21 protein-coding genes and 2 riboswitches are annotated in these 19,819 nt (G+C 69.0%); of the genes, 17 read left to right on the plus strand and 4 right to left on the minus strand.

The features are described from left to right. Window positions 1-69 precede the first annotated feature (69 nt). Entirely contained in the window at window positions 70-1,074 is a 1,005-nt protein-coding gene (locus tag ACTMTF_RS12745; RefSeq protein WP_441110782.1) for a GlxA family transcriptional regulator, read from the plus strand. Here the strand turns inward: ACTMTF_RS12745 and ACTMTF_RS12750 are convergent. Together ACTMTF_RS12750 and ACTMTF_RS12755 are read right to left on the minus strand one after the other, a co-directional pair. After that, entirely contained in the window at window positions 1,065-2,447 is a 1,383-nt protein-coding gene (locus ACTMTF_RS12750; protein ID WP_441110783.1) for a glycoside hydrolase family 5 protein, read from the minus strand. The two genes, ACTMTF_RS12745 and ACTMTF_RS12750, sit on opposite strands and share 10 nt — an antisense overlap. Beyond that, window positions 2,444-3,526, minus strand: coding sequence for a LacI family DNA-binding transcriptional regulator (locus tag ACTMTF_RS12755; RefSeq protein ID WP_441110784.1), 1,083 nt, complete (start codon window positions 3,524-3,526; stop codon window positions 2,444-2,446). The genes ACTMTF_RS12750 and ACTMTF_RS12755 overlap by 4 nt, the downstream gene beginning before the upstream one ends. Before the next feature lie 301 nt (window positions 3,527-3,827). On the opposite strand from ACTMTF_RS12755, the gene ACTMTF_RS12760 reads away from it, so the two are divergent. From ACTMTF_RS12760 to ACTMTF_RS12775, 4 genes are all read left to right on the plus strand, one after another. Further along, a complete protein-coding gene (locus ACTMTF_RS12760; protein WP_441110785.1) occupies window positions 3,828-4,781 on the plus strand; it encodes a carbohydrate ABC transporter permease in 954 nt (317 codons plus the stop codon). Beyond that, window positions 4,771-5,634 (plus strand): carbohydrate ABC transporter permease, encoded by an 864-nt coding sequence (locus tag ACTMTF_RS12765; RefSeq protein ID WP_397010126.1) that lies wholly within the window; start codon window positions 4,771-4,773, stop codon window positions 5,632-5,634. Before ACTMTF_RS12760 ends, ACTMTF_RS12765 begins: the two co-directional genes overlap by 11 nt. Before the next feature lie 62 nt (window positions 5,635-5,696). Continuing rightward, on the plus strand, window positions 5,697-6,992 hold the full coding sequence (locus tag ACTMTF_RS12770; protein WP_441110786.1) for an ABC transporter substrate-binding protein: 1,296 nt from the start codon (window positions 5,697-5,699) through the stop codon (window positions 6,990-6,992). After that, entirely contained in the window at window positions 6,989-9,061 is a 2,073-nt protein-coding gene (locus ACTMTF_RS12775) for a hypothetical protein (RefSeq protein WP_441110787.1), read from the plus strand. The genes ACTMTF_RS12770 and ACTMTF_RS12775 overlap by 4 nt, the downstream gene beginning before the upstream one ends. On the opposite strand, the gene ACTMTF_RS12780 is transcribed toward ACTMTF_RS12775, so the two are convergent. Next, complete coding sequence (locus ACTMTF_RS12780) at window positions 9,058-9,819, minus strand: hypothetical protein (RefSeq protein WP_441110788.1); 762 nt, start codon at window positions 9,817-9,819, stop codon at window positions 9,058-9,060. The two genes, ACTMTF_RS12775 and ACTMTF_RS12780, sit on opposite strands and share 4 nt — an antisense overlap. Before the next feature lie 93 nt (window positions 9,820-9,912). Next, window positions 9,913-10,617, minus strand: coding sequence for a FadR/GntR family transcriptional regulator (locus ACTMTF_RS12785; RefSeq protein ID WP_441111029.1), 705 nt, complete (start codon window positions 10,615-10,617; stop codon window positions 9,913-9,915). A 110-nt stretch (window positions 10,618-10,727) separates the two neighbouring features. On the opposite strand from ACTMTF_RS12785, the gene ACTMTF_RS12790 reads away from it, so the two are divergent. From ACTMTF_RS12790 to ACTMTF_RS12845, 12 genes are all read left to right on the plus strand, one after another. After that, window positions 10,728-12,098, plus strand: a complete 1,371-nt coding sequence (locus ACTMTF_RS12790; RefSeq protein WP_441110789.1) for a glutamine synthetase family protein — start codon at window positions 10,728-10,730, stop codon at window positions 12,096-12,098. Window positions 12,099-12,103: 5 nt separating this feature from the next. Next, window positions 12,104-13,447 (plus strand): aldehyde dehydrogenase family protein, encoded by a 1,344-nt coding sequence (locus ACTMTF_RS12795; RefSeq protein WP_397010136.1) that lies wholly within the window; start codon window positions 12,104-12,106, stop codon window positions 13,445-13,447. Between the two features lie 96 nt (window positions 13,448-13,543). Then, window positions 13,544-14,308: a 3-oxoacyl-ACP reductase gene (locus tag ACTMTF_RS12800; RefSeq protein WP_441110790.1), complete on the plus strand. Its 765-nt coding sequence runs from the start codon at window positions 13,544-13,546 to the stop codon at window positions 14,306-14,308. Between the two features lie 11 nt (window positions 14,309-14,319). Next, window positions 14,320-15,009, plus strand: a complete 690-nt coding sequence (locus tag ACTMTF_RS12805) for a gamma-glutamyl-gamma-aminobutyrate hydrolase family protein (RefSeq protein ID WP_441111030.1) — start codon at window positions 14,320-14,322, stop codon at window positions 15,007-15,009. 86 nt (window positions 15,010-15,095) lie between these two features. Further along, window positions 15,096-15,193: riboswitch (glycine riboswitch) on the plus strand. Continuing rightward, a riboswitch (glycine riboswitch) is annotated at window positions 15,194-15,290 on the plus strand. Between the two features lie 37 nt (window positions 15,291-15,327). After that, window positions 15,328-16,413, plus strand: coding sequence for a glycine cleavage system aminomethyltransferase GcvT (gene gcvT, locus ACTMTF_RS12810; RefSeq protein ID WP_441110791.1), 1,086 nt, complete (start codon window positions 15,328-15,330; stop codon window positions 16,411-16,413). Continuing rightward, window positions 16,410-16,799: a glycine cleavage system protein GcvH gene (gene gcvH / locus ACTMTF_RS12815; protein WP_441110792.1), complete on the plus strand. Its 390-nt coding sequence runs from the start codon at window positions 16,410-16,412 to the stop codon at window positions 16,797-16,799. Before gcvT ends, gcvH begins: the two co-directional genes overlap by 4 nt. A 52-nt stretch (window positions 16,800-16,851) precedes the next feature. Beyond that, window positions 16,852-18,228: an L-serine ammonia-lyase gene (locus ACTMTF_RS12820; protein WP_441110793.1), complete on the plus strand. Its 1,377-nt coding sequence runs from the start codon at window positions 16,852-16,854 to the stop codon at window positions 18,226-18,228. Between the two features lie 50 nt (window positions 18,229-18,278). Further along, window positions 18,279-18,479 (plus strand): hypothetical protein, encoded by a 201-nt coding sequence (locus ACTMTF_RS12825; protein WP_441110794.1) that lies wholly within the window; start codon window positions 18,279-18,281, stop codon window positions 18,477-18,479. Window positions 18,480-18,735: 256 nt separating this feature from the next. Continuing rightward, window positions 18,736-19,053, plus strand: coding sequence for a type II toxin-antitoxin system Phd/YefM family antitoxin (locus tag ACTMTF_RS12830; protein WP_441110795.1), 318 nt, complete (start codon window positions 18,736-18,738; stop codon window positions 19,051-19,053). Next, entirely contained in the window at window positions 19,050-19,184 is a 135-nt protein-coding gene (locus ACTMTF_RS12835) for a hypothetical protein (RefSeq protein ID WP_441110796.1), read from the plus strand. Before ACTMTF_RS12830 ends, ACTMTF_RS12835 begins: the two co-directional genes overlap by 4 nt. A 117-nt stretch (window positions 19,185-19,301) precedes the next feature. Further along, the gene (locus ACTMTF_RS12840) at window positions 19,302-19,562 is read left to right on the plus strand and encodes a type II toxin-antitoxin system Phd/YefM family antitoxin (protein ID WP_441110797.1); all 261 of its coding nucleotides are present in this window, start codon (window positions 19,302-19,304) and stop codon (window positions 19,560-19,562) included. Beyond that, on the plus strand, window positions 19,559-19,816 hold the full coding sequence (locus ACTMTF_RS12845) for a Txe/YoeB family addiction module toxin (protein ID WP_441110798.1): 258 nt from the start codon (window positions 19,559-19,561) through the stop codon (window positions 19,814-19,816). The genes ACTMTF_RS12840 and ACTMTF_RS12845 overlap by 4 nt, the downstream gene beginning before the upstream one ends. The last annotated feature ends 3 nt before the right edge of the window (window positions 19,817-19,819 follow it).

The raw sequence follows: 19,819 nt of genomic DNA on the forward strand, positions 1-19,819 counted from the left end.
CTGCGCAGACGCCATCAACAGTGGCAGGACCGACTATCTTCGCAAAATTGCTGCCATAGGCTCCATCCCATGAGCGCCGGATCCGTCGCCCTCGTGGTGACCGAAGAGACCGACATGCACCCGTGGGACCTGTACGAGCTCGGCATCGCCTACGCCGTCTTCGGCAGGCCGCAACCCGACCTGGCAGACCCGTGGTACGACCTGTGGTTGTGCGGGCCGAGAACCGCGGAGACGGGGCCCGCGCGCGGCTTCTCCCTGCGCTGCGATCACGATTTCGACGCCCTGGCCAGGGCCGACACCGTCATCGTGCCATCCGTGCCGGAGGCCGTCTTCACTGAGGGCATGCCCATCGACCCCGACCTGATCAGGGGGCTGCGGCGAGCGGCGGAGTCCGGCGCGCGCATGGTCTCGCTGTGCATGGGCGCCTTCGCGCTCGCCGAGGCCGGGCTCCTCGACGGCCGCAGGGCCACCGCTCACTGGATGCACACCGAGGACCTGGCCAGGCGCTTTCCCAAGGTCGAGATCGACGACTCGGTGCTGTACATCGACGACGGCGACGTGCTCACCAGCGCCGGCATGACGGCCGGGCTCGACCTGTGCCTTCACCTCGTACGGCAGGACCTGGGCGCGCACGTCGCCAACGCCCTGGCCCGCCGCATGGTGGTGCCCACGCACAGGGCGGGTGGCCAGGCCCAGTTCATCGACCTGTCCGTGCCCGTGACCGACGACGAAAGCCTCGCCCCCGTGCTCCAGTGGGCCACCGAGCACCTCCATCTACCGCTCTCGGTCAACGACCTGGCCCGCAGGGCCGGGATGAGCCCGCGTACCTTCTTCCGCCAGGTGCAGTCCGTGACGGGCACCACCCCGCTGCAGTGGCTGCTCAATCAGCGTCTCGCCCACGCGCAGTCGTTGCTGGAGTCGACGCAGCTGCCCATCGAGCAGGTCAGCCAGCACAGCGGTCTCGGCACGGCGGCCAACCTGCGCCGCCACTTCGCGCTCCACGTGGGGGTCACGCCCACCGACTATCGCCGCGCCTTCGAGGGCGGCGTGAAGCGGGAGCCGGTTCAGACCTGATTCTGGTGGGCGCGCAGGACCTCGGCGAGGGGTTCACGGCGCTCGCACGCGGCCAGGGCGAAGCAGCTCGCCAGCTCTTCGGCCTGCGCCGGGGTCACCCCGTCGAAGCACCGCCCGAACTCCCCCACCATCGGCTCGGCCAGCAGGATGTTGCGCACCAGCGTCTGGATGTAGGACCGCCGCCCCCACGGGAACGGCTCGAAGTCGGGGAACTCCTTGTCGAAGAGCTCCTCGATCGGGTCCAGGATGTGACGGATCTGCCGGTCGTTCCCGCCCCAGGAGTCGGAGCCGAGCCTGGCCTTCTTCTCCAGGACGGGTGCGATCCGCTGGAGGTAGGCGCTGTCCGCGCGAGCGTAGGTGAGGCCCTGCAGGCCGATGTCCTTGTACGTCCACAGCGCCCAGCTCGCCCCGTGCTCCCGGTAGATGTCCAGCTGGTCGCGCAGGAGCTGGAGTCGCGACCGGTCACGCTCGGGGTCGCCGTCGTAGACGGGGCCGAACTCGCCGATCCAGATGGGCGTCCCGGTGCGGCGCATGAACTCCGTACGCCGCAGGAAGGTCTGTTCCACCACCGATCGGTCGAAGTACTCGCCGCGGGTGGTGCCCGGGTAGGTGCTGCCCGCGGCGATGCCGGGCAGGGCGTAGTCGTGGGCGGTGTAGACGGTGTTGGCGAACGGCTCGTCGAAGACGGAGAAGTCGGAGGAGTAGCGGTTCCCGTCCAGGAAGAGGACGTGGCGCGGGTCGATGGCCCGCACCGCCTTCTCCAGCCGCTCGTAGAAAGGTCCGATGACCTCGCCCGAGGCGTCGCCGGGCTCGTTGACGGGGTTGTACCCGGCGACCGCGGGCTCGTCCTTGTAGCGGTCGGCGAGGGCCTCCCACAGGTGCACGACCCGGTCCTGGAACTGCCGCTGGTTCCAGAAGTCGGCCCAGTGCGTCGGGTTGTCGCTGTGCCAGTGCTGGTTCTGCCGGCCGGGCAGCGCGTGCAGGTCGAGGATGGTGTACAGGCCGGCGTCGGCGCACAGGCGGATGACGCGGTCGAGGAGGGCGAACCCCTCCTCCTTGAGCTCGAACGGCCGGTCGTCGTCCTCGAAGTGGCGGTAGTTGAAGGGGATCCGTACGGAATTGAGGCCCAGGGACGCCAGATAGCGCGCGTCCTCGACGTCGAAGAAGTCGGTGAGGAAGCGGTCGAAGAACCTGGTGTAGCCCTCCTCCCCCAGCGCCTTGCGCAGCGCGGCACGCTGGAGCGACTCCGTCGCCGGGTAGCCGGTGATGAAGTTCTCCATGTTCATCCAGCCGCCGAGCCCGACGCCGGCCAGCGTGACGGGGTGGCCGGTGTCGTCGACCAGGCGGTCACCGCGGACGCTGATCCATTTCATGGTGTTCTCCTCAGGGGGTGGTAGGGCCCGGTGCTCTCCCGGACGAGCAGGCGCGGCTGGAAGCGGACGTTGTGCCCGCCGGTGTCACCGTTCATCAGCGACCACAGCTTGTCCCAGGCCTGCTTGCCCAGCTCGTTCTTTGGGATGGAGGCCGTGGTCAGCGGTGGTGTGGTGTAGCGGGCGAAGGGGATGTCGTCGAACCCGGTGAGCGACAGGTCGCCGGGGACGGCGACGCCGAGCTCGTGCAGGCCGCTCAGCGCGCCGAAGGCGACCATGTCGTTGAACGCGATGACGCCGGTCGCGCGGCACGCCACCACTTCGCGGGCCACGGCGTGGCCGTCGTCGAACATGGCGCCGCATGCGAGCTCGGTCAGGGCGAGGCCGGGCGTGGCGGCCACGATGGCGCGCAGCGCGGCGCGGCGGTCGCGGTTGGACGCGCTGGCCTCGGGGCCGGCGAGGTAGACCAGGTGGCGGTGGCCGAGGCCGGTGAGGTGGGTCATGATCCCCGCGATGCCGACCGCGTTGTCGATGGACAGCGACGGCAGGGTGGAGCCGGGGATCTCCCGGTGAAGCAGCACGAGCGGGGCGAGCCGGTCGCTGAGCGCGCGGAGTCGTTCGTCGGTCGACCGGGGTGAGGCGAGGACGAGGCCGTCGGATCGCCGCCGGGCCTCCACCGCGAGGATGATCTCCTCCTCGGCGTCCTCCTTGGACTCGGCGACCAGCAGGCGGCGGCCCACCTCTCCGGCGGCCTGGCTGAGCCCGCGCAGGATGCCCTGGAACAGCGGGTTGGCCAGGTCGGGGACGATGAGCGCGATGGTGCTGGTGCGGCCGAGCGCGAGGCTGCGGGCGACCAGGCTCGGCTCGTACTCGAGCTCCTTGGCGGCGGCCCGCACCCGTGCGGCGAGCTCCGGGTTGACGGTGGGTGAGCCGTTCATGACCCGGGAGACGGTCGCCCGCGAGACGCCGGCGGCCTCGGCGACGCGGCTGATGGTCGCCGTGCCGCAGGGCCGGGGCCCGCGCTTGCCGGGGGGCCGGACGGGCTGCTCCGGCTCGTCCCTGCTGTGATCACGCGCGCTCATGTCCGCTCTCCCCGCATGCTCAAGCTTCACTGCATGCATTAAATCGTCGAGTCAGGACCGGCGCGCCCGAACCGGGCACCGCCGCAAGATACCGGTTTCCGCACGCGATTGCAACCGGTTGCCGTAGCCCCTTCCAAAAAACTTCCATCCGATGTTTGTCCAGCTCAAGGCGGTGTTCACCGATCGTTGACAGCCAATGACGGCTCTGTTAGAAACTGGTTACTCGCGGGCCGGGTTGCAAGCCGGCCCGCCCACTCCCACCCGCGCATTTCCCCCTGCGCGACCTGGCGAAGGGTGATAGATGAGCGAACAAACGGGTGCACTCGCACCTGCGTCGCCGTTACAGCAAAACAACCGTTTGCGGCGCTTCCTGGCTCCGAGAGGTCCTCGCGAGGACCGGATCGGTTATCTCTTCCTGACGCCGTGGTTCATCGGCATGGTGGTCTTCACCATTGGACCGATCCTGGCCTCGCTCTATCTCTCGTTCACCGAATACACGCTGCTCAAGCCGCCGGAATGGCTGGGCCTGGCGAATTACCAGCAGATGCTGGAGGATCCCCGGCTGCACAAGTCGCTGGGGGTGACGTTCCTCTACGTGTTCGTGTCGGTGCCCATCCAGCTGATCCTGGCCCTGGCACTGGCGCTCCTGCTCAACCGGGGCGTGCGCGGCCTGAGCTTCTACCGGTCGGTCTACTATCTGCCTTCGCTGCTGGCGGGCAGCGTCTCCATCGCGATCCTGTGGCGGCAGATCTTCGGCAAGGAAGGACTGATCAACCAGTTCCTGGCCATGGCCGGCATCGAGGGCGTGAGCTGGGTGGCCCACCCGGACTACGCCCTCGGCACGCTGGTCGTGCTGAACGCCTGGACCTTCGGCGCGCCGATGGTGATCTTCCTCGCGGGCCTGCGGCAGATCCCGGTCTCCTACTACGAGGCGGCGCAGGTCGACGGGGCCGGCACGATGGCGAGGTTCTTCCACATCACGATGCCGCTGCTGACCCCGATCATCTTCTTCAACCTCGTGCTGCAGATGATCGGCGCGTTCCAGAGCTTCACCCAGGCGTTCGTGGTCAGCGGCGGGCAGGGCGGTCCATCCGACTCCACCCTGCTCTACACGCTCTATCTCTACCAGCGCGGCTTCGGCTCCTTCGACATGGGCTACGCCTCCGCGATGGCATGGACGCTGCTGCTCATCATCGCCGCGCTGACCGGGCTCAACTTCCTTCTGGCCAAGCGGTGGGTGTTCTATGGCAACTGACGTGAGAGGCGCGCGGCAAGGCGAGGGCAGCCGGACACGGCGGCTGTCGAAGCACGCGCTGCTGATCATCTGCGGCGTGGTCATGCTCTATCCGCTGCTGTGGATGGTGTCGAGCTCGATCAAGCCCAACGAGATCATCTTCCGCGACCCGTCGATCTGGCCCACTGAGCTGGACTTCAGCAACTACTTCCGGGGCTGGACGGCGCTGAGCCACCCCTTCCACTACTACCTGTGGAACTCGGCGGTGATCGCGATCTTCGCGGTCATCGGCAACCTGCTCTCGTGCTCACTCGCCGCCTACGCCTTCGCCCGGATGAAGTTCCGGGGCAGGAACTTCTTCTTCGCCGCGATGCTGGCGACCCTGATGCTGCCGATCCATGTGCTGATCGTCCCGCAGTACGTGCTGTTCTCCCAGCTTGACTGGATCAACACCAACCTGCCGCTCATCGTGCCGAAGTTCCTGGCCCATGACGCGTTCTTCATCTTCTTAATGGTGCAGTTCATCCGGGGCCTGCCCCGGGAGCTCGACGAGGCCGCCCGCCTCGACGGGTGCGGGCACATCCGGATCTACTGGCGGATCATCATGCCGCTGTCGGTGCCGGCGCTCGCCACCTCGGCGCTGTTCACGTTCATCTGGACCTGGAACGACTTCTTCAGCCAGCTCATCTTCCTCACCGATCCGGACCTGTGGACCATGCCGGTCGCACTGCGCTCCTTCATGGACGGTCAGGGCGAGACGGCGTGGGGTCAGCTCTTCGCGATGTCGATCGTGGGTCTGGTGCCGATCTTCGGTTTCTTCCTGGCCGGCCAGCGCTACCTGACGCAGGGCCTGTCGACCACGGGATTCAAGTAAACGCCCCAGCAGAGTTTCACGTACGGTCCATTAAATCGTTTTAAACCCCCGGAGAGAGACCCATGAGAAAGCCCACATCCCGCCGCCTGGCGGCGCTCTGCCTCACCACCGCGCTCTTAGCGACCGCCGGCTGCGGCGGCGGCGCGAGCGAGAGCGCGGACGGCACCATCGAGCTGAAGTTCAGCTGGTGGGGCAACAACGACCGGGCCGCCGCCACGCAGAAGGTCATCGACGCCTTCCAGAAGCAGAACCCGAAGATCAAGATCAAGGGCTCGTTCACCGACTTCAACTCCTACTTCGACCGCCTGGCCACCGAGGTCGCGGCGGGCGGCGCCCCCGACGTCATCACCCTCGGCGGCGCCTACCCGCGCGAGTACGGTGACCGCGGCGCCCTGCTCGACCTGTCCACGGTCAGCGGCGTGCTGAAGACGGACAAGATCGGCGCCGCCGCGCTGGACAACGGCAAGTTCAACAACGTCCAGTACGGCGTCCCGACCGGCGTCAACACGGTGGCCCTCGTGGTCGACCCCGAGGTGTTCAAGGCGGCCGGCGTGCCGCTGCCGGACGACGAGACCTGGACGTGGGACGACTTCAAGCGGATCGCCAAGGAGATCGCGGAGAAGTCCCCGAAGGGCACCTTCGGCCTGGCCGACCCCACCAAGACCGACATGCTGGACATCTTCGCGCGGCAGCGGGGCGAGGCCCTCTACACGGCGGACGGCAAGGTGGGCATCAGCGAGAAGACCCTCGTCGACTGGTGGAACATGACCCTCGAACTGCGTGACGCCGGGGCCACCCCGCCGGCCTCGCAGACCGCCGAGCTCATCACCCAGCCCGCGCCCGAGCAGTCACTGATCGGCCGTGGCCTCGCCGGGATGCAGTTCGAGTGGAGCAACCAGCTCACCGCCCTGCGCAAGGCGTCCGGGCACCCGCTGGAGCTCATGCGGGTGCCGGGCGAGAGCGGTGCCACACAGCCCGGCATGTGGCTGCAGGCCTCGCAGCTCTACACCGTCAACGCCAAGAGCGAGCACCCGCAGGAGGCCGCCAAGCTCGTGGACTTCCTGGTCAACAGCCCCGAGGCAGGGAAGATCATCCTCGCCGACCGCGGCATCTCGGCGAACTCCGACGTCCGCACCGCCATCGAGAGCTCACTCAGTGAGGACGAGGTCGTTCAGGCGAAGTTCATCGACGAGGTGACCCCGAAGGCCGGCCCGGCGCTGGTGATCGGCCCGACAGGCTCCACGGACACGCCGGACATCCTTGACCGGATCAACGCGGAGGTGCTGTTCGACCGCTCGAAGCCGGCCGAGGCCGCAGCCGACTTCATCAAGCAGGTGGGGACGGCGATCCAGCAGTGACGGGCACCGGGATCGACAGGCGTGCGCTCGTCGGCCGGCACGCGGTCGAGGTGACGGAGATCGTGGCGGAGTCGCCGCTGTCCGTGGGCAACGGCGAGTTCTGCTTCACCGTCGACGTCACCGGGTTGCAGACCTTCCCGGACTCCTACCCGGTCGAGGACCGCACCGGGAACGGGCCGGGAACGCTGCTGGGCACCATGTCCTCATGGGGCTGGCACAGCGTCCCCGGCTCGTACGACCTGGCGGACACCATGTCCACGTACGAGACCCCCCGGGGTCCGGTCCCGTACGTGGACATGCGCGGCGACCTGAGCGGCACGGGCGAGAACCCCGCCTCGGCCGCGGAGGCGTGGCTGCGCAACAACCCGCACCGGCTGGACCTGGCCAGGATCGGCCTGGCCCGGCCGGGTGAGGCGCCGCTGGAGCCCGCCGACGTGCGCGACGTCCGCCAGCGGCTGGACCTGTGGACCGGGGTCATCACCGGCGAACACCGGCTGGGGGGCACCCCGGTCCAGGTCACCACCGCCTGCCATCCGGAGCGCGACATCCTGGCCGTGCGGGTGGCGTCCCGGCTGCTCACCGAAGGGCTGGCCGTACGCCTGGCCTTTCCCTACGGGTCGCAGGCGTGGGGCAACGCGGCGGACTGGTCGCGGCCGGAAGCCCACACGTCGGCGCTGCGGGAGACGCCCGGCGGATTCGCCGTCGAGCGGGTGCTCGACGACACGCGGTACGGCGTGGCGGTCGGGCTGCCGGAAGGCGCGCAGGTGCGCGCGGACGGGCCGCACGAGTTCCTGATCACCTCGCGTCAGCCGGTCGTCGAGCTGGTGGTGGCCTTCGGGCCCGAGCCGCCCGCCGACCTGCCCGCGTACGAGCGCGTGCTGGAGGCGTCCGAGCGGCACTGGGCGCGCTTCTGGAGCACCGGCGGCGCGCTGGACCTGTCCGGCAGCCAGGACGAGCGCGCGCCGGAGCTGGAGCGCCGCGTCGTGCTGTCGCAGTACCTCACGGCGATCCACTGCGCGGGCTCCACCCCGCCGCAGGAGACCGGCCTGATGACCAACAGCTGGCGGGGCCGCTTCCACCTGGAGATGCACTGGTGGCACGGCGCGCACTTCCCGCTGTGGGGGCGCTCCGAGCTGCTCGAACGCAGCCTCGGCTGGTACGACGCCATCCTGGGACGGGCCCGTGAGACCGCGGCGCGGCAGGGACTGCCGGGCGCGCGCTGGCCCAAGCAGGTCGCGCCCGACGGCCGGGAGAGCCCGAGCCCGATCGGGCCGTTCCTGGTGTGGCAGCAGCCGCACCCGATCTTCCTGGCCGAGCTGGTACGCCGCTCGACCGGCTCCCGCGAGGCGCTGACCCGGTACGCGGGCATCGTCATGGACACCGCCGCCTTCATGGCGGCCTTCCCGGTCAAGGGGCCCGGCGGTCACACGCTCGGGCCGCCGCTGGTGCCGGCGCAGGAGTCGTACGCCGAGGTCCGGGCGAGCGCGGCGAACCCGACGTTCGAGCTGGCCTACTGGGCGTGGGCGCTGGAGATCGCCCAGGAATGGCGGCGGCTGCTCGGCCTCGAACCCGAGCCGTCCTGGTCGGAGGTGGCCGCCGGCCTGTCCAGGCCGCTGGTCCGCGACGGGGTCTACGCCGCGATGGACGCCCCGCCGTACACCGTGCCGGACGACCATCCGTCCATGCTGTACGCGCTGGGCGTCGTCCCTCCCACCGGCCTGATCGAGCCGGAGACGATGCGCGCGACGCTGCGGCACGTGATGGCAACCTGGCCGTGGGAGACGACGTGGGGCTGGGACTACCCGGCCATCGCGATGACGGCGACCCGGCTGGGCGAGCCGGAGACCGCGCTGGCGGCCCTGCTGATGCCCACCGCCAAGAACACCTACCTGCTCAACGGGCACAACAGGCAGACGGCGTCGCTGCCCGTCTACCTGCCCGGCAACGGCGGGCTCCTGGCGGCGGTCGCCCTGATGGCCGCCGGTTGGGACGGCAGCGGGCCGGCGCCCGGCTTCCCGGCGGACGGCTCGTGGACGGTCCGCCACGAAGGGCTGCTGCCGCTGCCCTAGGTGTCGCGCCTCAGCCGGGCACGCCGGGTGGAGGGCAGGTCGTGGCGGCCGGACAGGAACTCCTGGAAGGCGATCTTGGCTCGGATGACCGGCCGCCGCCACCGGTCCTCCCGGTGGATGGCCGTGGCCATCTTGCGCGGCGAGCGGTCGGCGAAGAACCAGTACGCCCACGGGGAGCCGGGCCTGGCCAGCCGCACCGCGCCCACGAGCAGCAGGACGGGCACGAACAGGCCGACCATCCCGGTCCAGATCTTGCCCTTGAGCAGCGTGATGACGGCCAGCGCGAGGTTGGCCACGACCAGCGCGGCCGGGCTCACGGGGGTGCCGTAGTCCCAGGTGAGCGGGCGCAGCCCGACGAGCAGCAGCCCGGTGACGGCGACCGCGATGAACACCGCGTCGACGGAGGTGCGGCCCTCTTCCTCCCAGTAGACGTCGTGCAGGTGCAGGATGAGCGCGAACTCGTCCAGCACGAGCGCCGACCCGACGCCGAAGACCGACGCGGCGACCGCGTAGCCCTCCTGCGAGGCGCCGGACACGATCAGCCCGGCGACGCCGCCGACCAGCATGAGCACGACGCCGAACACCACGTGGTGGATGTGCATCTCACCCACGTTGACGTTGCGGAACCAGCCGACCTTCGCCCTGATCAGCCGCACGTTGATGCGGGTGGCCATGAAGGCCACGATGAGCGCGGCGAAGAAACAGAACAGCGGCAGCCGTCCTGTGGCGATGATGCTGTGCTCGAACCAATTTTCCATGACCTTGACATCGACTCTACGAGCCCGCTCGGACTGCTTGTCCCCATCTCGCCGTCCTGGTCTCGCTGTCCTCATCGTGTTCAGGCATGACTCTCAGGACAGGAACGCGCGCAGGAGCGCGGCGGTGCCCTCCAGGTGCTCGGCGACCGCGCGGCGGGCGGCGTCGGGGTCACCGGCGAGGATGGCCGCCACCATGGCGCGATGCTGGGCGGCGGAGTGGTCGAGGTTGACCTGGAGCATGGGGATCGCGTCGAGCAGGTCGCTGACCCGCAGCCGGGCGTCGGCGCAGGCCGCCGCCAGCAGGGAGGAGCCGGTGAGCTCGGCGATGGACAGGTGGAAGGCGGTGTCGAGGCGTCGGTAGTCGGCCAGGGACGCCTCGTCCAGGTCGGTCAGCCCGCGGTGCAGGGTGGCGCGCTGCTCGTCGGTGAGCTCGGTGGCGGCCAGCGCCTGAGCGGCTCCGCACTCCACTGCCATCCGGAAGGTGAGGGCGTCCGCCAGGTCGGCCGCGCCCATGTCGGCGACGACCTGGCGCAGATCGGTCGCGCCGGGGACGGGCGGCACGTAGGTGACGAAGGCCCCGCCGTAGCGGCCGCGCCGTACATCGAGATAGCCCGCGTCCTGCAGGGCGCGGATCGCCTCGCGCAGGGTCACCCTGCTGATGCCGAGCCGGACGGCGAGCTCACGCTCCGCGGGGAGTTTCGCGCCCGGCGCGACCAGGCCGAGCTTGATCGCCTGGAGCAGCCGTTCCACGGTCTCCTCGAAGGCGTTGCCCGCCCGCACCGGCCGCAACACCGTCATCAAACGCGTCGACTCGTCCAACGTGTCCTCGGGTCTTGACAAGCGATCCCAGCATGCACATCAATGGTCTGAGACTAGCCCAATCAACGGGCCAGATGGGAGCGACCCACGTGAGTGATCGACCGGGCGCCGGTTTCCTCACCGTCGACGAGCTGCGGGACGAGGTGGCGCGGGGGCGGATCGACACCGTGCTGCTCGCCCTCGCCGACATGCAGGGCAGGCTGCAGGGCAAGCGGTTGTCGGCCCGCTACTTCCTGGAGGAGGTGCTGCACCACGGCTCCGAGGGGTGCAACTACCTGCTCGCGGTGGACGTGGAGATGAACACGGTCGGCGGCTACGCGATGTCGTCCTGGGATCGCGGGTACGGGGACTTCGTGATGCGGCCGGACCTGTCGACCCTGCGGCGCGTGCCCTGGCAGGAGGGCACCGCGCTGCTGATGGCCGACCTGGCCTGGGAGGACGGCGCCGAGGTGGTGGCCTCGCCGCGGCAGATCCTGCGCAGGCAGCTCGCCCGGCTGGAGGAGCGCGGACTGCGCGCGTACGTCGGCACCGAGCTGGAGTTCGTGGTCTACGAGGACACCTACGAAGAGGCGTGGAAACGCGGTTATCGCGATATGTCGCCCGCCAACCTCTACAACGTCGACTACTCCCTGCTGGGCACGGCCCGCATCGAGCCCCTCCTGCGCCGGATCAGGCGCGACATGGAGGGCGCGGGACTCTACGTCGAGTCCGCCAAGGGCGAGTGCAACCTGGGCCAGCACGAGATCGCCTTCCGCTACGACGAGGCGCTCAGGACCTGCGACAACCACTCGATCTACAAGAACGGCGCCAAGGAGATCGCGGCCCAGGAGGGCAAGTCGATCACCTTCATGGCCAAGCCGAACGAGCGCGAGGGCAACTCCTGCCACGTCCACATCTCGCTGCGCGGCGCGGACGGCGACCTCGTCATGGCGGGCGACGGACCGCACGGGCTGTCCGAGCTGGGCGCCCGGTTCATCGCCGGGCAGCTCGCCTGCATGCGCGAGCTCACCCTGATGTACGCGCCCAACATCAACTCCTACAAGCGCTTCGTGCCCGGCAGCTTCGCGCCCACGGCCGTCAAGTGGGGGGTGGACAACCGCACCTGCTCGCTGCGCCTGGTCGGCCACGGCCCGTCGCTGCGGGTGGAGAACCGGGTGCCCGGCGGTGACGTGAACCCCTACCTCGCGGTGGCCGCCCTGATCGCGGCCGGGCTCCACGGCATCGACGCCGAGCTGCCGCTGGAGGAGGCATTCGCGGGCAACGCCTACGCCACGGACGCCGAGACCGTGCCGCACACCCTGCGCGACGCGCTGGCGCTGTTCGAGGGGTCCAAGCTGGCCCGCGAGTCCTTCGGCGACGAGGTCGTGGCGCACTACGCCAACAACGCCAGGATCGAGTTGCAGGCCTTCGACGCTGCCGTGACGGACTGGGAGCTGTTCCGCGGCTTCGAGCGGATGTGAGCCGTATGAAGATCATCAATCCGGCGACGGAAGAGGTCGTCGCCGACGTCGAGCTCGCCGACGCCGCCGAGGTCGACCGGGCGGTGGAGCGTGCCAGGAAGGCCCAGGCGGCCTGGCGGGACGTGGCGCCGGGGCAGCGGGCGCGGCTGCTGCGCGCCTTCGCGGACCTGGTGGACGCGCACGGCGAGGAGCTGGCCAGGCTGGAGGTGACCAACGCCGGTCACCCCATCGGCAACGCCCGCTGGGAGGCGGGCGCCGTACGCGACGTCCTGCACTTCTACGCCGGGGCGCCGGAGCGCAACCACGGCCTGCAGATCCCGGTGCCGGGCGGCGTGGACGTGACGTTCCAGGAGCCGCTGGGCGTGGTGGGCGTCATCGTGCCGTGGAACTTCCCGATGCTGATCATGTCGTGGGGCGTCGCGCCGGCGCTCGCGGCGGGCAACACGGTGATCGTCAAGCCCGCCGAGTGGACTCCACTGACCGCGCTGAGGCTGGCCGAGCTGGCCCTGGCGGCGGGCCTCCCCGAGGGGGTGCTCCAGGTGCTGCCCGGGGCAGGGGAGGTCGCGGGAGCCCGGCTGGTCGAGCATCCGGACGTCGCGAAGATCGTGTTCACCGGGTCGACCGAGGTGGGCAAGCAGATCGCGGCCAAGGCCGGGGCCCAGGTCAAGCGGATCACCCTCGAACTCGGCGGCAAGTCGGCGAACATCGTCTTCGCCGACTCGGACCTGGAGAAGGCGGCGAAGGCCGCGCCGTACGCCGTCTTCGACAACTCCGGACAGGACTGCTGCGCCCGCTCCCGCATCCTCGTGCAGGCCGGGGCCTACGACGAGTTCCTCCAGCGGCTGTCGGAGGCGGTGCGTGACATCCGGGTCGGCGACCCCCTCGACCCGGACACCGAGATGGGCCCCCTGATCAGCGCCGAGCACCTGGATCGGGTGCGCGGCTTCGTCGACGACGCACCGTACCTGCAAGGGGCCTGCCCGCAGGGCAAGGGCTACTGGTTCCCGCCGACGGTGCTGACCTCGGCGGTCACCGACCGGGCGTTCACCGAGGAGATCTTCGGCCCGGTCGTGTCGGTGGTGCCGTTCGCCGACGAGGCCGAGGCGGTGCGCATCGCCAACGACACCCCGTACGGCCTGAGCGGCTCCATCTGGACCCGCGACGTCGGCCGGGCCCTGCGAGTGGCCAGAGCCGTCGAGGCCGGCGCCCTGTCGGTCAACTCCAACTCCTCCGTCCGCTACTGGACCCCGTTCGGCGGCTTCAAGCAGTCCGGACTCGGCAGAGAACTCGGCCCGGACGCCCTGGCGGCCTTCACCGAGACCAAGAACGTGTTCATCTCGTGGGACTGAACCCGACGCAGTGAGCGGAGTGAAGGGCCGGGGAACGAGGCACCTCGCGAAGCGAATGAGGAGCGGTGAACGACCCATCAGACAGGGAGTGGAGCTATGCAGCGTTTGCAGGACCGTGTCGCCGTCATCACCGGCGCGGGCAGCGGCATCGGCCTGGCCACCGCGCGCCGCTTCGCACAGGAAGGCGCGAAGGTCGTCTGCGTGGACATCGACGAGGAAACCGGGACCAAGGCGGCGACCGAGGTCGGCGGACTGTTCGTCAGGGCGGACGTGACCAGTGAGGACGACGTCGAGCGGATGTACGCCACCGCGCTCGACACCTACGGCAGCCTGGACATCGCCTTCAACAACGCGGGCATCTCCCCGCCGGACGACGACTCGATCCTGGAGACCGGCCTCGACGCCTGGCGACGCGTCCAGGAGGTCAACCTCACCAGCGTCTACCTGTGCTGCAAGCACGCCATCGGCCACATGCGGCGGCAGGGCAAGGGCTCCATCATCAACACCGCCTCGTTCGTCGCGGTCATGGGCTCGGCCACCTCGCAGATCTCCTACACCGCCTCCAAGGGCGGGGTCCTGGCCATGTCCAGGGAGCTCGGCGTCCAGTTCGCCCGCGAGGGCATCAGGGTCAACGCCCTGTGCCCGGGGCCGGTCAACACGCCGCTGCTGCGGGAGCTGTTCGCCAAGGACCCCGAGCGGGCCCAGCGGCGGCTGGTGCACGTGCCGGTCGGGCGGTTCGCCGAGGCGTCGGAGATCGCGGCCGCGGTCGCCTTCCTGGCCAGCGACGACGCCTCGTTCATCACGGCGTCGGAGTTCCTGGTGGACGGGGGGATCTCCGGCGCGTACGTGACACCGCTGTAGGGGGGAAGATGATGAAGCGGCCGTTGATCGGCATCACGTCCTACGTCGAGCCCGCGCGGTTCACGGTCTGGGAGATGACCGTCGCGCTGCTGCCGTACACCTATGTGGAGCAGGTGGTGCGGGCGGGCGGGCAGCCCGTGGTGCTGCCGCCGGCGGGCGAGCCGGCGGCGCTGGTGGGGCGGCTGGACGGGCTGATCCTGGCCGGCGGGGGCGACATCGACCCCGGCAGGTACGGGGAGCAGCCGCACGACCAAACCGGCTATGTCCGGAAATTTCGTGACGAGGCGGAGTTTGCGCTCTTGACCGCGGCCCTGGACGCCGGTCTCCCCTACCTAGGTGTCTGCCGAGGACTCCAGGTCCTGAACGTCGCCCTCGGCGGCACTCTCCACCAGCACCTCCCGGACGTCGTCGGGCACACCGGCCACTCCCCCGCCCCCGGCGAGTTCGGCCACCTCCCCATCCGGCCCACCCCCGGCAGCCGGGTCGCCAAGGCCCTGGGCGACGATCCCGTGACCGTGCCGCACTACCACCACCAGGCCGCCGACCGCCTGGCCCCAACCCTGACGGCCACCGCCACGGCCGACGACGGCACGATCGAGGCGGTGGAACTGGACACCCACCCCTTCACCATCGCCGTCCAGTGGCACCCGGAAGCCGCCACCGACTGCGCCCTCTTCGAAGCCCTGATAGCCGCCTGCTGACCCCGGGCGTGCGGGCGGGTTCACTCCCCTGGAAGCCGGGCGCGACAACAGGCCCGTGACGCCACTAGGCTTGCGGACATCACCGTCGAAACCGTACGGGAGAGCGTCCTGACAGCCGGTCGGGGCCCCTGAAGGAGCAAGCCCTCCCCGCGAACCTCTCAAGGAAAAGGACCGTACGGACGAGGTGTCCTCTGGAAAGCAGGCCTGGTGGCCTCGCCGAAGGTGAAAGTCCGGCAAATCCCCGGGCGAAGCTCTCAGGCAACGACGACAGAGGGGGAGGATGATCCGTGCATCCGTCCCTGTCCTGAGGTGCGACACATGTCCCGACTCACACCGTTGAGAGACGTACACGAGGCTCTCGGCGCCACGCTGACCGACTTCGCCGGATGGCTCATGCCGTTGCGTTACGGCAGCGAGTCCGCGGAGCACAACGCGGTCCGCCACGCGGCCGGGTTGTTCGATCTCTCGCACATGGGCGAGATCTTCCTGACCGGGCCGCAGGCGGGTGAGGCGCTGGACTTCGCGCTGGTGGGTCACCTGTCGGCGATGGAGCCCGGCCGGGCCCGCTACACCATGATCGTGAACGAGCGGGGCGGGGTGCTGGACGACCTCATCGTCTACCGGCTCGGGGACGAGGAGTTCATGGTCGTGGCCAACGCCTCGAACTATGAAATGGTCGGCAATGAGCTGAAAACCCGCGCCAAGTCGTACGACGTGGTGGTTGAGGATCGCTCGGACCAGTACTCACTGATCGCCGTGCAGGGTCCGCGCGCGCAGGAGATCCTCGCCACGCTCACGGACGCCGACCTGACCGGGCTCAAGTACTACACCGGGCTGCCGGGGCTGGTCGACGGGCGGCAGGCGCTCATCGCCCGCACCGGCTACACCGGCGAGGACGGCTTCGAGCTCTTCATCGCCAACCAGGACGCCGTGCCGCTCTGGCACGCGCTGACGGCGGCGGGCGAGCCGTACGACCTCAGGCCCGCGGGGCTGTCCAGCCGCGACACGCTCAGGCTGGAGGCCGGCATGCCGCTGTACGGCAACGAGCTCGGCGTCTCGCTCACCCCGTTCGACGCGGGCCTGGGCAGAGTGGTGAAATTCGACAAGCCGGGCGACTTCGTCGGCAGGTCGGCGCTGGAGGCGGTCAAGGACATCCCGCCACGGCGCCGTCTCGTCGGCCTGGTCGCGCGAGGCCGCCGGGTGCCGCGCCACGGTTACCCGGTCACCAAGGACGGTGCCGTCGTCGGCGAGGTCACCAGTGGTGCGCCATCCCAGACCCTGGGCAAGCCCATCGCGCTGGCCTACGTCGACACCGGGGTCAATGAAGGTCTGGCCGTGGACATCCGGGGCAGCCATGAGCCCGTGGACCGGGTCGAGCTGCCCTTTTACAGGAGGAACAAGTGAGCAACATCCCTGAGGACCTGAGCTACACCAAGGAGCACGAGTGGGTGGCCGGTCTTGAGGACGGCCTCATCGCGACCATCGGGATCACGGCCTTCGCCGCCGAAGCCCTGGGTGACGTCGTCTACGTGCAGCTCCCTGAGGTCGGCTCCACCATCGAGCCGGGCGACTCCATCGGCGAGGTGGAGTCGACCAAGTCGGTGAGCGAGATCTTCACCCCCGTCGGCGGCGAGGTGGTGGAGGTCAACCAGAGCCTCGTGGACGACCCGTCGCTGGCCAACAGCGACCCTTACGGCGAGGGCTGGATGTTCCGCGTGCGCGTGGAGGGCAATGCGGAAGACCTGCTGTCCGCCGAGGAGTACGCCGCACTCACCTCTGGCGATTCCTGATCCGGCCGCCGGGGCCCGCCACCGGGCCCCGGCCTAGCTGAAAGGCGCATCAATGGCGATCAGCGTCTTCGACCTGTTCAAGATCGGTATCGGCCCGTCGAGCTCCCACACCGGCGGCCCGATGGCCGCCGCCCACAAGTTCGCGCGTGGGCTGCACGCCGACGGGCTGCTCGACCGTACGACGCGCGTCGAAGTGATCCTGTACGGCTCACTCGGCCTGACCGGCAAGGGCCACGGCAGCGACAAGGCCGTCCTGCTGGGCCTGTCCGGCGAGAAGCCCGAGCTGGTGGACGTCGACACCATCGACGAGCGGCTGGCCGCCATGCGCGAGTCCGGCACCGTCAAGCTGTACGGCACCCACGAGATCCCGTTCGTCGTCGGCCAGGACCTGATCTTCGAACGCAAGATCTCACTGCCCGAGCACCCGAACGGCATGCGCTTCACCGCCCGCTCCGGCGACGGCGAGACCCTGCGCGAGAAGGTCTACTTCTCCGTCGGCGGCGGCTTCGTCGTCGACGAGCAGGCCACCGGCGCCGACCGCATCAAACCGGACGACACCGTCCTGCCCTACCCCTTCACCACCGCCGAAGAGCTCCTCAAGCACTGCTCCGCCACCGGCCTGTCGATCTCCGCCCTCATGCTGGAGAACGAGAAGGCGTTCGGCCGCACCGAGGCCCAGATCCGCGCCGAGATCCTGAACCTGTGGCAGGTCATGTCGGAGTGCGTCCGGCGGGGCATCGCCAAGGAAGGCGTCCTGCCCGGCGGCCTCAAGGTCAAGCGCCGGGCCAACCCCCTGCACCGGCGCCTGCAAAGTGAGAGCGCCGAGAAGGACCCGCTGCAGGCGATGGACTGGCTCTCCCTGTTCGCCCTGGCGGTCAACGAGGAGAACGCCGCCGGCGGCCGCATCGTCACCGCCCCCACCAACGGCGCCGCCGGCATCATCCCCGCCGTCCTCACCTACTACTCCCGCTTCACCCCCAACGCCGACGACGACGGCATCGTCCGCTTCCTGCTCACCGCCGCCGCCATCGGCGTGCTGTTCAAGGAGAACGCCTCCATCTCCGGGGCCGAGGTCGGCTGCCAGGGCGAGGTCGGCTCGGCCTGCTCGATGGCCTCCGCCGGCTTCACCGAGGTCCTCGGCGGCACCCCCGAGCAGGTGGAGAACGCCGCCGAGATCGGCATCGAGCACAACCTCGGCCTGACCTGCGATCCCATCGGCGGCCTGGTCCAGATCCCGTGCATCGAGCGGAACGCGGTCGCCTCCATCAAGGCCATCACCGCCGCCCGCATCGCCCTGCGCGGCGACGGCCGCCACCACGTCTCGCTGGACAAGGCCATCAAGACGATGCGCGACACCGGCCGGGACATGCTCGACAAGTACAAGGAGACCTCCCGCGGCGGCCTCGCGGTCAACGTCATCGAGTGCTGACCTGACGGCGGTGCCCTGAGAATGTCGCGGAGAGCAGGTAGCTTGAAAACATGACGGCACATCACCACGACGAGGTCATCACCATTCCTCGTGACGAATACGAGGCGCTCAGAGCCGAGGTGAGACGACTACGTCGGGAGGTGGGGCGCCAGCAGGCCAGGCAAGCCATCATGAACAACGCCGCCGACCCGGGCCATGTGCGCGTGTTCACTCGCGACGAGCTGGCCGCCGAGTGGGGCATCAGTGGCTGACCGGCGCATCGCCTTCCCTGAGCGTGCGTGGGAGCAGATCGAGGCCCTGCCAGAGGGGCTACGCAGACCCGTCCAGCTCGTTATTTTCACCCTTCTGGACGAGCCGCGGCCTACGCTCGCCGACCCTATCTTTGATGCCTGTGCATGCGATCCGCAATGGACAGCCTCCCGTGGCCCGGTCAACGTCATCGAGTGCTGAAATGTACGAACCTTGAGAACCTTACAGTTTTCAAGGTTGTTCATCTAAGCTGTGGCCATGGACATCATCGCGCTCCAGGAAGCCCGCGAGAAGCTCGGCGTTCTCGTCGCACAGGTCCACCATGCTCACAAGCCGGTGACGATCACGCGGCACGGCAGGCCGGAGGCCGTCCTGCTCTCAGCGGACGACTACGCCCACCTGCAGGAGGAGCTTCGCCGTTTTCAGGATGAGGCGGACCGGCGGGTGATCCGTGAGGGAATCGCGCGGATCGAGCGCGGAGAGCCCGATCCGGAGGGTACGGTCATCGTCACTGCCAGTTCCCGTGAAGAGCTTGAGGCCAAGCTCGCCGACTCCTTGGGGCTACCTCGCACATGACCCTGCGCGCCGTCATCTGGGAACCGCCTACTCACGAGATCGCCACCCAGATGCCCGAACGGGTCCGGCGCCTGCTGCTCACGCTGGTAGCCGACCAGGTGCGCATTCTCGTACTCAGGTCCAACAGCTGACCTACCGGCGCGGACGATGGCGGCCAGGTCGTCGTCGCGGACGTCGCGGTCAACGTCATCGAGCGCTGAACACTTCCGAGTGGTACCATAATGTTGTACCACTCGGAAGGAGGGGCCGTGTCCATCACTGCCAGCGAAGCTCGCCGTCGTCTGTTCCCACTCATCGAAGAGGTCAACAACGACCGCACCGCCGTGGAAATCGTCTCCAAGAGCGGTAATGCCTACCTCGTGGCCGCAGAGGAGTACGAAGCTCTCCAGGAGACTGTTTACCTGCTCCGCTCTCCCGGCAACGCTCGCCGGTTGATGGAGTCCTACCAGGAGGCGATCGAAGGGCGTCACGAGCGGCATGAACTGCTGGGTGACGAGGGTGATCGGTGAAAGTCGCGTTCACCGATCAAGGCTGGCAGGACTACGTCCACTGGCAGACCGCTGACCGACAGATCCTCAAGCGTGTCAACCGGCTCATCGAGGACGTCCTACGTGATCCTTACGAAGGCATCGGCAAACCCGAGCCGCTCAAATATGCCTTGGCGGGCGCCTGGTCGCGGCGCATCACTGATGAGCATCGCCTGGTGTATCTGGCCGCGAACGACGAAATCATCATTCTGCAGGCCCGCTACCACTACGACTAGCAG

This window comes from Nonomuraea sp. ZG12 (assembly GCF_052068115.1).
In the GTDB taxonomy this organism is placed as follows: Bacteria; Actinomycetota; Actinomycetes; order Streptosporangiales; family Streptosporangiaceae; genus Nonomuraea.